Origin of the sequence: Limosilactobacillus ingluviei DSM 15946, assembly GCF_001435775.1 — a bacterium.
In the GTDB taxonomy this organism is placed as follows: domain Bacteria; phylum Bacillota; class Bacilli; order Lactobacillales; family Lactobacillaceae; genus Limosilactobacillus; species Limosilactobacillus ingluviei.
Genome location: NZ_AZFK01000028.1, coordinates 26136 through 37877, shown reverse-complemented (window position 1 = coordinate 37877; position 11742 = coordinate 26136). Strand labels below are relative to the sequence as shown.

Sequence of the window (11742 nt, the reverse complement as noted above, 5' to 3'; positions counted from 1 at the left end):
TTTTCATACAAAGTGTATAATAAGTCTTAAAAAAATGGAAAGGAACTCCTGATGATCAAACACATTTTTACCGACATGGACGGTACCTTGTTAAATCCTGCGGGACAAATCTCCGCCGCCACTCGCCACGCCATTCACCAAGTCGACCTGCCCGTCACCCTGGTTTCGGCGCGCTCGGCCGTTGACATGGCCCCCTTCGCCACCCAACTGCACCTCACTGGTCCCCAGATTGGCTTTAACGGGGCGCTGATCTACCAGTTACACCACCACCAAATTCACCCCCTGCACACCATCCCTTTAGCTGCCAATAGTGCCCTGCAAATCATTCAGGCGGTGCAACGTCACTTTCCGGCCGTCAGCATCAACCTTTACGATCCCTTCCGCTGGTATGCGCCCCAGGCCGACCGCGGGGTAGCCCGCCAAGCCGCCCGCTCCGCGGCGGCCCCGACCATCACCCCGGTCGAACCATTGCTGAGCCAAGCCGACTTTAACTTAATCAAAGTCACCCTGATCATGGAAGCGCCGCAAAAGCCGGCCCCCGTCGTAAAATTGATCGCAGGGCTTGGTTTGACCGACGTCAGCTTACAAATCCCCGCCAGCGAACAGGGCGTCAGCTTTATTGACATCACCAGTCGCCAGGCCAACAAGGCTCACGGGGTCCAAACGATCATGGCGGAGGCAGGGCTGCAGCGTACGGAGACGGCGGCTTTCGGGGACGGTGAAAATGACCTGCCTATGTTAGCGGCCGTCGGGTTGCCAATTGCAATGGGCAATGCCAGCGCCAAAGTCCAAGCCGCCGCAAAGTACGTCACCAAGCCGAATACGGCCGACGGTTGGGCCCACGCGGTCTTGACTCACCCGGCCTTTCAAAAGAATTGATCAAAAAAGCTTGACCTGTAACGCGTTCCACACCGTAGGCTAGAGACATGATCAAGGCAACCTTGATCCAAATTAAACTCACGGCCTAAGAGGAGGGATTTTTCATGATTAAACAGCTCTTTTTTGATCTCGACGGGACGTTATTAAACTCCCGTGGCCACGTCAGCCCCGCTAACCAAGCCGCCATCCAAAAAACTTCATGCGATATTTCCTTGGTTTCAGCGCGAGCACCGCAAGAAATGCTTAGTACCGTGCGTTCACTGAACCTAACTGGCCCCCAAGTCGCCTTTAATGGCGGGCTGGTCTTTATCGCGACCAAAAAGGGCTACCGCGTGCTGGAAAAAATGGCCCTCAGCCAGCTCAGTGCGCGAGTAATCATGGCCGCAGTGATGATGTACTTTCCGCAAGTCAGTCTGAGCTACTACGATCAATTCAACTGGTATGTGCCGCACTATAATGACATTGTCCGCCAGGAACAGGCCCGCAATGGTTTAGTACCCCGGCTAAAATCACCCGCGGCGGCCTGCGCGGAGCCAAGTTTTAAGCCCTTAAAAATCATGCTGACCATCCCAGATGCAATGTTGGTGGCACCCCTCCAATCCTTGTTGGCCGGCTTAAATTTACCGGACATCGCCGTCCAACAATCGGGGCACGCCTATGGTTATGATTTTATTGAAATCACGCATCGTAACGCCCAGAAAGCCCACGGGGTCCAATTCATCTTACGGCAAAAAAAGCTCAGTGCTAGCGCTGCCGCGGCCTTTGGCGACGGACAAAATGACCTGCCAATGTTAGAGAGTGTTGGTCTGCCAATCGTGATGGAAAACGCCACTCCCGTCGTCCAAGCTCAAGCCGCCTTCGTTACCAAGTCAAATGACGACGACGGTGTAGCCCATGCCCTGTTTACCCACCCAGCTTTAAAGGAAGTGAGTTAATGGCTAACATCAAAGACGTGGCTCAGCGCAGTGGCTACTCGGTCGCCAACGTTTCGCGCGCTTTAAATCACCACGGTTACGTGTCTGAGACCGCCCAAGCCAAAATTGAAGCCGCCATTGCAGACCTAAATTACGTCCCAAACGGGGTCGCCCAAGACCTCAGTCAGGGCAAGACTTTTACGATCGGGGTTGTTTTGCCCCACATGAACCATCCCTATTTCAATCAGTTAGTCCATGGAATTTTAACGGCGGCTTTTTCTTCGGCCTACCAAATCAGTCTCTTGCCCTCACGTTACGATGTCGCTGTTGAAACCAAATATCTGACCCAACTCAAACGCAAGTTATTTGATGGCCTGATCTTCGCTTCCCACGAAGCAAGTTTACAATATCTGACCGAGCGCCAAAGCTGGGGACCAGTGGTGGTTTGTGAAGACCCGGGTGACTTACCTTTGGCCGCGGTTTACCCGGATCGCCAAGCGGGGTACTTAGCCGCCCTGCAATGGTTAAAGCAAGGCGGGATCCACCAAATTGGTTTTTTGTTTGCCCGCCCCGCTGACCAGTCTGCGACCACTGCGGCTGCGCTGGCCGCCTATCGAACGCTTTGGCCCACCACCAAAGCGCCCCTGGTGGTGACCGATGTGTTAACCTACCAAGATGGCTACCAAATCGGGACCCGCTTGTTGGCACAAGGCAACTGGCCCCAAGCGCTCTTCACCAATGGCGATGCGCCCGCGGCCGGTTTGCAAGCGGCCTTTGCGGCGGCCCACCAGCCCGCTCCCCAGTTGATCGGACAAGAAAATCAGCTCGCTGGCCGCCTGCTGAATTTGCCCACGATTGACAATCACCTAACCGAGATCGGGCAGCAGGCCTTCCGGTTGGCAACCGAACCACGCAGCCCCCAGCCTCGGCTATGTATTCCAGCCCAATTTTTGTTACCATCGGAACGCTAATTTGGTGCGCCCCTGTGGCGCCTTTATCTTAATTGATATTGTGCAATAATTCACATAAGTGTATAATAAAGTTCATGTTACCGTTGCGTAAATCAGCCAGCTAATTTAAGGAGGAATTTTTCATGGCAACAACTGTTTTCGCCAGTCCGGCGACCTATGTGCAAGGTAGCGACGTGCTCTTTCAAAGCGCACCGTACCTACACCAACTCGGTGACCGCCTCTTGGTAATGGGTGGGCAGACCGTCTTTGACTTGTTAGGTGCTCAATTCTTCACTTATTTAAAGGGCCAGGGCTTTACCCTCCAAGAAGTTGAATTCCAAGGGGAAGCCTCAGAGGCCGAAATCAACCGAATTACGGCCATCGGACAAAAATTTAAAGCCAACGTAATTGTCGGTCTGGGCGGCGGAAAGACCCTTGACAGCGCTAAGGCGATCGCCGACAACCTCGGCTGCAAGGTGGCGATCCTGCCAACCTTAGCCTCCACCGATGCCCCATGTTCACGGCTTTCCGTGATCTATCACGAGGATGGCTCCTTTGCCAACTACCGCTTCTACAGCCATAACCCAGACCTGGTCTTAGTCGACACCAAGGTCATCGCCCAGGCTCCCGCCCGCTACTTCGCGTCCGGAATTGCCGATGCCTTGGCGACCAATATGGAAGCCCAAGCGGTGCACCAAGCAGCGGGCAAAACGATGCTTGATGCCCAACAAACCCAAGTCGGCCTTGCCATCGCTGAACGGTGTGAAGCAACCCTCTTTGCCTACGGTGAAATGGCCCTGAGTGCGGTCGCCAACCAGACCATCAGTCAGGCCGTGGAAAAGATCGTCGAAGCCAACACCTTGATGAGCGGCGTCGGCTTCGAAAGTGGCGGTTTATCGGCCGCCCATGCCATCCACAATGGCCTAAGCGCGTTGACTGGGCGGATCCACGAAATGACCCACGGCGAAAAGGTGGCCTTCGGGACCCTGACCCAATTAATGTTGGAAGGAGCGGACCAAACCCGCTTTGAAAAGTACCTCAAGTTAATGTTGGCGCTCGGGCTGCCCACCACTTTTAAAGCCGTCGGGATCGATGACCCGAGTGAAGCCAATTTGCTAAAAGTCGGGGAATTGGCTTGTGCCACTGGCGATACGATGGACCGGATGCCATTTAAAGTTACGCCTGCCGATGTTGCGGACGCGATGCGCGCTACCGACGCTTACAGTCGCGCCTACCAAGAAAAATAACCTCACTGACAAAAGGAGCGCCGCCCCGCAGGACTGCGCTCCTTTTCTTAATAGCTCGAATTTGGAAAAAAGTTAGGGCAAGTACCGATGGTTGGTACATCAAATGGTCTGCCCCTTACTTGGCCGCCTTAGGTTGGTCGCCGGCAGCCAAAGTCGCTCGCTTATTGATCATTGTGGGCGTGACGCAACTGCTCTTTAACGTGCACTTGCGCCGTTAACAACTGACAATACGGGGTCGCCACGCCCGCTGCCTGCCCGTGTCGGGCTACGTAGCCGTTAATGTAGTCAATTTCCGTTGGCCGGTTGTTGACCACCAGGTCCTGATACATCGAGGGATAATGCTCACCAATCACAGTGTAGCATGATTCCACGTGTGCGACCGCCTCTGCGACATCCAAGTGTAAGCCTTGCTTGGCTCCGACAGCCGCAAACTCTTTGACAATTGCTTCCACCAAGGCATGGGCCGGGGTGGTTTGCCCAAACTCCGCCACATTACATTCTAAGAGGGTGCACAAGGTATTGAGGGTCCCATTGACACATCCCTTGCGAAAGACGGAATAGCGAGGGTCATCAAGCAAGCGGGGCTTTAAGCCGGCTTGGGTGAACACGTCCACGACCGTTTGGGCCATCTGGGCCTGAGTAGGGTCCGCCGTCAGACTGCCCAGTTCACACGACCCATCATCTTGCAATAAGACGTGGTCGGGCCGCGCCATTTGAGCTGTCCACATCGTATTGCCTAACAGTAAGCGTTCTTGGGGAACGTACTTACCCAGGGTTTGCTCGTGGCCAATCCCGTTCATCAGGCATAAGACGTAGGTTTGTGGACCATACAGGGGTTGTAGGGTCCTGGCCAAGGCAGCTAGTTGCATACTCTTGGTCAAAAACAAGACCAGGTCAAAGCCTGGGGTCGCTGGGACTTCATCAGGGGCATAGGCCGGCAACTGCATGGTTACTTCTTGCCCGTCCAGCTTAGCTTGCAACCCCTGGGTTTTCAGGGCCTTCAGCCGCACGGACCACGTTTCTACCAACGTGACGTCATTGCCTGCCTGAGCTAACTTCAGCGCAAAGCGGGTGCCCATCCCGCCCACGCCGGCAACTGCAATTCGCATCTCTTTTACCTACTTAGCATTTACGACCACGTCACCCAATTCGTGGTCAAAGTGCACTTCCCACTTTCCGGCGGTCAGGTGAGGCGGCAAGACAAAGGTCCCCGAAGAAACGACTTGGCCCGCCTTAAAGCCCTTGCCTTGGGCTTCCAACTTGGTGACCAGCCACTTTAAGGATTCCAGTGGGTTGCCGAGCACTTCGGCTGAGGTCCCACTGGCCAATTCTTTGCCATCCTTAACCAGCGTGGCATTGACCGTTGCGGCCGCCGCAACATCACTAAAGACCAAGTCGGCATCTTTTTCCGTTCCTAACACCACCAGGCCCCCAACGGCACAATCGGACATCACATTGTACTTGCCCAGGCTCGGGAACCAATCCTTAAAGCGGGCATCCGGCACTTCTAACGCGCCTGCCACCGTTACCTTATGTAAAAGATCGTCCAGGGAATCATTGCTATGTAAATCTTCTTTTGCCCGGAAGGCGAGTTCAACTTCCACTAAGGGTTCATTTAAGTCCGCCAAGTTAACGTCGGCCGGCGCCGTTAAGAACCGTTCAGCCACTTGCTGACCATACAGCGGCGAATCCGCGTCAAACATGTCTTGGGTCTGCTTGCTGGTCAACGATACTTTGTAACCCGCAACTGGTTGCCCCTTAAGTTGCATAACCTGGTCTTGGACGGCATAGGCCGTGTCATCGTCAGTCACCACCCCTGTCCAATCACTTTCGGTTAACGGTTCGTTCTTGGCGTAAGCTTGGTACAGCGCGTTGGCAAATTCGGTTTGTTTGGCATTTAATTGAGTCATTATCATTACCTCCATAAAAGCTAAGTGTAAATAAAATATGTCATCAAAGATCGCAGCCAGTCCTACTAAGAAAGCCGCGCCGGGATATGTGGCTCTGGTGAGCGGAAAGATTAGCAAATATGTGATGGAGTGTTCTGGGCTCAATTCCTGGGGACCGGCGGAAAAACAAAAAGCGCTCCTATCATGACCATTGTCATTATAGGAGCGCTGCCGCGCGGTACCATCCCACTTAGTCGTCATTAACGACCATCTTACTACGGACTCTGATTGAATCCGCGACCACTGTAATGGGTGGCCCCCAACCAAGCCTACTGCAATTCAGCCGGTAACTCAGGAATGATATGTTACTGGAGATTTGGATCAACTCACACCAACCGTTGACTCTCTTAACCAAGGCACCAGAACGGGTTCCCTCCGCGTCTTTCTCATTGATCTTTAATTGTTGGTTAAGAGTATAGGGGCTTTTGACGGTTTCGTCAACCCCTTAACATGAGATTTTTTTAATTTAACTTTTCGTGGCCCAATGGGTCAGTGCCTACCCGGGTCAACTTATTTTTTTATCGTCAGCACTGCTACTTTTGCCGGTGATTAATCCCGTTGGTTAAGTGCGCCGCATGAATTTCTAAGGCCCGGTCAACATCCCGGTCCGTAATCGCCTTGGTTAACTGCCGGTGTTCTTCGATTCCGGGGGCAACCTTATGCCCCACCAAGGCTTGACTCCGAGACAACTCGCTTTGGTTCCATAAGCGCAAGCAGATTTTGGATAGGAAGCGATTGCCCGCACCTTCGACAATGGTCATGTGAAAGTGCTTATGGGCCATAAACCATTCCAGATTTAATTGTTGGGTCTTGGGCAGGTAAATCTCCGTATGGACTAATTTATAGTAGGCCGCCACCAGTTTGGCCTCCCATTCAATCGAGCCGCGTTCAATTGCCAACTTGATCGCCGTCCCTTCGTTAATCAACCGGGCCTGTTTGAGTTCTTGAATCCCCTGGGGACTGATCTGAGCCACCCGAAAGCCGACGTTGGGAGTCGCCGTGACAATTTCTTGTTCCGTCAGGCGCGTTAACGCTTCCCGGATGACTGATAAGGATACCTGATAGTACTTTTTCAACTCCGAAATCACTAACTTATCTCCCGGCCGGTACGTCCCCAGAATAATGTCGCGCCGAATACTGTGCATAATTGTTTCGGTATAGGTTTGGTCTTTTTTCACGTTCAACCGCCCCTCCCTTTCACCAAAGTTGTTGTTTTTATTATCGCACGTTAAATTTAAACTGAACACAATCATTTACTTATGAATAGTCAAAACGCGCCCAGCAAGCGAAAAAACGCTTTCCAGGCGCGTCCGTCAGCCTTGCGTTGACTTTTTAGTCCCCAGCAACAGCTTTGAATTCCATGACGTTTCCCTTATGAATTTCCTAATTCTATCCCTTAGGCTGCTTTTCCCGGTAGGCTAAGTACGCTACAAGCCCAAAATCCCCATCGGTTAAGATCGTGGTGTCGCGCCGCCCGGCAATCTTATGGGGGCCGCCGGTCACAAAGAGCTTCGCCAAATACAGTTGGTATTGCACCCGCGCATCATGCGCATCCGTTAAGCCCACCTTGGTAATGTGCCCCACCGGTTGCTTGTCCATCGCGTTCATCCCGGCGTAAATCGTCAAGCGGTGGCGAGCCGCTTCATGGACCAATTCATAATACGGCAGGGTTTGGCCCGAATTTAAGGCCGGGACTGGTTCATTTTTGGCCCGGTACTGCGCCAAAATTTCCGCTTCACTCAAACCATCATATTCGGCCACCAAAAGGTGCTCAGCCACCAGTTGGTCCACCAAGGCCCGCAAGTTGGCTTGTTCCGTGGCATCAATCGTTACCGCCGCCCGAACCGTGTCGTGGTCTTCGTAATAGCCCGCCGCTTGATTCAAAGCCGCTTGGCGCCTTTGCCGCGGCATTTTCCCGGTCGTCGCATCCGGGGCGGTCCCGGTCACCTTGCTTAGCCACGGCGATAAGAAGTCAAACCGCGAGGTCCGATCTAAGAAGTAGTAGACAAAATTTAAATACAGATAGTACGTTAAAAAAACCACGGCCAAACAATACAAGAGCCCCCGCAACCAAACTTGGTTCAAAAAGAGCCGGCAAGTAACGTAAATTAAGTAGCCATCCCCCAAGGTGGCAATGGCAATGTAAATCTTATTTTTCAGCGTCGGCTTGATGTTAAAGTAACTCAGCGAGCTGTTAATCATGTCTAAGAAGCTAAACATCGTCATCCCCCCTAGTTACTGGACGCGGTCGACGCGTTATTGGTGGCGGCTGAACTGGCCTGCGAAGCCGACGTTGACGTTGCGGTGGTATCGTCTGTTGGCTCTGAATGATCCGTCGTCGTTGTTTGCGACGTCGTACTGGTCCGGTCCGCTTGACTCGGCGCCGTCGCTGAATGATCCGCTTGGCTGTGATCATCACTTGCGTCACGGTCATCCTTGGGCCGATCCGAAGTACTCCGGTCACTTGGCGTTACTTGACGCTCTGAATCAGTACTGGTCGTGGTGGTCGTCACCTTCGCCCCTTCATTGGTATGAGTGGTTTTGTTAACCACCACGTTGGTCGCGCCAAGGGCCAACACTAATGATACCAAGGCAAAGGGGGTGACAAACGGTGGTGTCTTGGCCATTTTTTCCTCCCCAAGCACCTGACAGGCAGCCGCCCCGGTGCTTGCTAACTTTGTTTTATCCCTCATTGTACTAAATTCCCACCCGGGCAAACATTAAAGAAATCGTAAATCTTTACGACTTTTGCCGGTTGGCACACTTCGGACACTGGCCATACAATTCAAAATTATGGCCGGTAATCTTGGCCCCCGGTAATTGTTGCTCATAATAGCTGGGATCCCACTTCGGCATCTGAATCTCCAAGACCCGCCCGCACGTCTGGCAGATAAAGTGGTGGTGGTGGGGCCGCTCACAGCGAAATTTGACGGCCTGACCGTTGGACCGCCGCGTAATCTCCACTAATCCTAAGGCCGCAAACTCCGCCAAATTGCGGTAGATCGTGTTGTGACTGACCCCGGCAAAAGCTTGGCGCATCTGATCATCTAAGGTCGTAATATCGATGTAGTGTTCCGATTGCGCTGCCAACAAAGCCAACAAGTGGCGGCGTTGCTTAGTAATCCGGTAGTTGGCCTGCTTTAATGTCTGCAAAGCCGTTGCGATTGATTCACTCATTTATTTTCCCTTCAATCCCCATTGGGTGGCATACCGTTCTAATTGGACGACCGTGGCGGCCCAATCATCATTTCTTAAGATCAGGGCCTGGGCTTGTAAAGCTGGCGGCAGGGTCAAATCACGCTGAAATTCTTCGCTGGCCAGCCGGGAAGCGATCGCCGCGGGGGCATCCCCCCGGTGGGTCAAACGCTGCCGGAGTTGCTGGTGATCCGTCACCGTTAAAAAGAGCACCTTTACCTGATCCCCAAGCGCTTTTCGATAGGTCACGGCCCCTTTGGTATCCAAGACCATCACCGCCCCCGGATGATCAGCCAAGGCCCGTTGCAGGCCTTCTTGCGATGAACCATAGCGATAGTGATCGTACTCCACCTGCTCAAATAAGTGCAATTTGGCCATGGAAGCCGGCGTCTCAAAGTAATAGTCTTGCCCGGCCACTTCACCGGGGCGCGGCGGCCGGGTGGTGTGCGTGATCACCCGGGCTAAGTTAAAGCGCTGGCGCAAGTACTGCTGCACCGTCGTTTTCCCGGTTCCCGCCGCCCCACAAAGGATAATTACCGGTGGCTTAGGCATTGATTTGCTCCCTTAAATGGGCGTGGGCTTGATCTAAGAGTTGTTTCAAATTTTGATAGGTTAACCGTTGCCGCGCTTGTTCGTAAGGCAGCCAAGCAGCATTTTTGATTTCCGCCGCTTGCAGTTGCAAGGTCGTCTCCGTTGGGACCAGCGCGGTAAACAACGTCATTTCCTTGCGGTTGCCATTGGGCAAGTCGTACTCCGTGTAGACCGAAAAGGCCGGGTCGACCGTTAACGCGAGGCTGGTTTCTTCTTTGATTTCGCGGGTGGCGGTCGTAATTAAATCCTCGGCGCCTTCGACGTGGCCCTTCGGAAAGCCCCAAAAGTTCCCCCGGTTGGTGCTTTGTAACAAGAGGTATTCCAATTGGCCATCTTGCACCCGGTACACGACAGCGCCGCTGGTTTTTTCAATTGCCATAATTTCATTTTCCTTCCTGATTGTTGTCAGTTTGTCTTCGCCCTCTATTGTCAACGGATCGGCTTTAAAAAGCAACCATTCCGTTCAACCCCATAAAGAAGCGGTTTCACAAAACGTTCTAATTGACTTCTCATTTAATTTTAAATAAAATTGGATTAGCAATTATCGCAGAATACCCACGGAGGACTTTCCAATGAAATTGAATATCATGCGTAAAGAAAGCCTCGATCGCTACTTGGGAACGGATAAAAACTTCGTCAAGTCGCTATCAGCTTTCGACTTAATGGCGCTCGGGATCGGGGCCGTCATTGGGACCGGGATCTTCATTTTGCCCGGGACCGTGGCCGCCGTTGATGCCGGTCCCGGCGTGATCCTATCCTTTTTACTAGCCGCCATTGTCTGCGCCTTGGCCGCCATGTGTTACGCCGAATTTTCTTCTGCCCTGCCCGTCGCCGGGAGTGCTTACTCCTACGGGAACGTGGTCTTTGGTGAAATCATCGGCTGGATTTTAGGCTGGGCCTTGATCTTGGAATACATGCTGGCCGTCGCCGCCGTTTCGACCGGGTGGGCCGCCTACTTCCTATCCTTGCTGGAAAGTTTTGGAATCCGGCTGCCCCATGCTTTAACCGGTCCCTTTGACCCGGCCCACGGAACGTACATCAACCTGGTGGCCGTTTTAATTGTCCTGGGGATTACCGCCATGTTGGCTCACGGAATGAAAGCTTCGGTCCGGGTCAACAACCTGGCCGTCCTGGTGAAGATCATCATCATCGTCGCCTTCGTGGCTGTCGGGGTCTTCTTTATCAAGCCCGCCAACTACCACCCCTTCTTGCCTTACAAGTTGGGTGGGGCCTTTACGGGGGCCACGACGGTCTTCTTTGCCTTCCTTGGCTTTGACGCCGTTTCTTCGTCAGCCGCTGAAGTGAAAAACCCTAAGAAAAATATGACCTTTGGGATCATTGGGACCTTAGTCATTGCGACCGTCCTTTACATGGCCGTTGCCGCCGTCTTGGTCGGAATGGTCAAGTACACCAAACTAGACGTCGCCAACCCGGTTGCCTTTGCTTTAAAGAGCGTCAACCAAGGTTGGTTGGCGGACCTGCTGTCCATCGGGGCCTTGGTGGGGATGTTCACCATGATGTTCACGATGATCTACTCCAGTTCCCGGTTGGTCTACTCAATCGGCCGGGACGGGATGTTGCCGACCTTCTTGGCGAAATTAGATCCTCACACAATGGTTCCCAAAAATGCCCTGTGGGTCGTGGCCGTGATCATCGCCTTCATGGGCGGGCTGGTCTCCTTAGATAACCTGACCAGCTTGGTCAACATCGGGACCCTGCTGGCCTTTACCTTCGTTTCCTTTGGGATTATCCCGCTGCGCAAGCGGACCGACATTGACAATTCGCAAGGCTTCAAGGTGCCGTTGTACCCGATCTTGCCAATTCTTTCCGGGATCGCTTGCTTGGCCATGATTACCCTGTTAAAACTGGAAACCTTCATCGGGGCCGGAATCTGGTTTACCTTTGGCTTACTGCTGTACTTTGCCTACGGTTACCAACACAGTAAATTGAACAAAACTGAAAATTAAGTTGATCATTACCCCCATTATCCGCGAACGTGCGATAATGGGGGTAATTA

The 11742-nt window shown here is 53.0% G+C and carries 13 protein-coding genes; 5 read left to right on the top strand and 8 right to left on the bottom strand.

Features of this window, described 5'->3' with window-relative positions; genetic code table 11:
- Nucleotides 1-51: 51 nt before the first annotated feature.
- The 4 genes from FC43_RS04230 to FC43_RS04215 all read left to right on the top strand — a co-directional run bounded on the left by FC43_RS04230 (nt 52) and on the right by FC43_RS04215 (nt 3990).
- Nucleotides 52-879, top strand: a complete 828-nt coding sequence (locus tag FC43_RS04230; protein ID WP_019206655.1) for an HAD family hydrolase — start codon at nt 52-54, stop codon at nt 877-879.
- A 104-nt stretch (nt 880-983) separates the two neighbouring features.
- On the top strand, nt 984-1814 hold the full coding sequence (locus FC43_RS04225) for a Cof-type HAD-IIB family hydrolase (protein WP_019206654.1): 831 nt from the start codon (nt 984-986) through the stop codon (nt 1812-1814).
- On the top strand, nt 1814-2764 hold the full coding sequence (locus tag FC43_RS04220) for a LacI family DNA-binding transcriptional regulator (RefSeq protein WP_056954351.1): 951 nt from the start codon (nt 1814-1816) through the stop codon (nt 2762-2764). Before FC43_RS04225 ends, FC43_RS04220 begins: the two co-directional genes overlap by 1 nt.
- A 122-nt stretch (nt 2765-2886) precedes the next feature.
- Nucleotides 2887-3990: a glycerol dehydrogenase gene (locus tag FC43_RS04215; protein WP_019206652.1), complete on the top strand. Its 1104-nt coding sequence runs from the start codon at nt 2887-2889 to the stop codon at nt 3988-3990.
- Between the two features lie 161 nt (nt 3991-4151).
- Here the strand turns inward: FC43_RS04215 and FC43_RS04210 are convergent, their stop codons facing one another.
- The 8 genes from FC43_RS04210 to FC43_RS04175 all read right to left on the bottom strand — a co-directional run bounded on the left by FC43_RS04210 (nt 4152) and on the right by FC43_RS04175 (nt 10104).
- A complete protein-coding gene (locus tag FC43_RS04210; RefSeq protein WP_019206651.1) occupies nt 4152-5099 on the bottom strand; it encodes a 2-dehydropantoate 2-reductase in 948 nt (315 codons plus the stop codon).
- A gap of 9 nt (nt 5100-5108) precedes the next feature.
- Nucleotides 5109-5900, bottom strand: coding sequence for a 2-keto-4-pentenoate hydratase (locus FC43_RS04205; protein ID WP_019206650.1), 792 nt, complete (start codon nt 5898-5900; stop codon nt 5109-5111).
- Between the two features lie 572 nt (nt 5901-6472).
- Nucleotides 6473-7117 (bottom strand): GntR family transcriptional regulator, encoded by a 645-nt coding sequence (locus FC43_RS04200; RefSeq protein WP_056954349.1) that lies wholly within the window; start codon nt 7115-7117, stop codon nt 6473-6475.
- 211 nt (nt 7118-7328) lie between these two features.
- Nucleotides 7329-8159: a DUF6681 family protein gene (locus FC43_RS04195; RefSeq protein ID WP_019206648.1), complete on the bottom strand. Its 831-nt coding sequence runs from the start codon at nt 8157-8159 to the stop codon at nt 7329-7331.
- Nucleotides 8160-8170: 11 nt separating this feature from the next.
- Complete coding sequence (locus FC43_RS04190) at nt 8171-8566, bottom strand: hypothetical protein (RefSeq protein ID WP_019206647.1); 396 nt, start codon at nt 8564-8566, stop codon at nt 8171-8173.
- Between the two features lie 112 nt (nt 8567-8678).
- Nucleotides 8679-9116: a Fur family transcriptional regulator gene (locus FC43_RS04185; RefSeq protein WP_019206646.1), complete on the bottom strand. Its 438-nt coding sequence runs from the start codon at nt 9114-9116 to the stop codon at nt 8679-8681.
- Nucleotides 9117-9686 (bottom strand): guanylate kinase, encoded by a 570-nt coding sequence (locus tag FC43_RS04180; RefSeq protein ID WP_019206645.1) that lies wholly within the window; start codon nt 9684-9686, stop codon nt 9117-9119. It lies immediately after the preceding gene.
- The gene (locus FC43_RS04175) at nt 9679-10104 is read right to left on the bottom strand and encodes a bis(5'-nucleosyl)-tetraphosphatase (protein ID WP_019206644.1); all 426 of its coding nucleotides are present in this window, start codon (nt 10102-10104) and stop codon (nt 9679-9681) included. The genes FC43_RS04180 and FC43_RS04175 overlap by 8 nt, the downstream gene beginning before the upstream one ends.
- 193 nt (nt 10105-10297) lie before the next feature.
- Here FC43_RS04175 and FC43_RS04170 point away from each other — a divergent pair, with 193 nt between their 5' ends.
- Nucleotides 10298-11692 (top strand): APC family permease, encoded by a 1395-nt coding sequence (locus tag FC43_RS04170; RefSeq protein ID WP_056954347.1) that lies wholly within the window; start codon nt 10298-10300, stop codon nt 11690-11692.
- Nucleotides 11693-11742: the final 50 nt, after the last annotated feature.

Coding starts and splice junctions, on each gene's coding strand:
- FC43_RS04230 (WP_019206655.1), top strand. CDS start 52: ATGATCAAACACATTTTTACCGACATGGACGGTACCTTGTTAAATCCT.
- FC43_RS04225 (WP_019206654.1), top strand. CDS start 984: ATGATTAAACAGCTCTTTTTTGATCTCGACGGGACGTTATTAAACTCC.
- FC43_RS04220 (WP_056954351.1), top strand. CDS start 1,814: ATGGCTAACATCAAAGACGTGGCTCAGCGCAGTGGCTACTCGGTCGCC.
- FC43_RS04215 (WP_019206652.1), top strand. CDS start 2,887: ATGGCAACAACTGTTTTCGCCAGTCCGGCGACCTATGTGCAAGGTAGC.
- FC43_RS04210 (WP_019206651.1), bottom strand. CDS start 5,099: ATGCGAATTGCAGTTGCCGGCGTGGGCGGGATGGGCACCCGCTTTGCG.
- FC43_RS04205 (WP_019206650.1), bottom strand. CDS start 5,900: ATGACTCAATTAAATGCCAAACAAACCGAATTTGCCAACGCGCTGTAC.
- FC43_RS04195 (WP_019206648.1), bottom strand. CDS start 8,159: ATGTTTAGCTTCTTAGACATGATTAACAGCTCGCTGAGTTACTTTAAC.
- FC43_RS04190 (WP_019206647.1), bottom strand. CDS start 8,566: ATGGCCAAGACACCACCGTTTGTCACCCCCTTTGCCTTGGTATCATTA.
- FC43_RS04185 (WP_019206646.1), bottom strand. CDS start 9,116: ATGAGTGAATCAATCGCAACGGCTTTGCAGACATTAAAGCAGGCCAAC.
- FC43_RS04180 (WP_019206645.1), bottom strand. CDS start 9,686: ATGCCTAAGCCACCGGTAATTATCCTTTGTGGGGCGGCGGGAACCGGG.
- FC43_RS04175 (WP_019206644.1), bottom strand. CDS start 10,104: ATGGCAATTGAAAAAACCAGCGGCGCTGTCGTGTACCGGGTGCAAGAT.
- FC43_RS04170 (WP_056954347.1), top strand. CDS start 10,298: ATGAAATTGAATATCATGCGTAAAGAAAGCCTCGATCGCTACTTGGGA.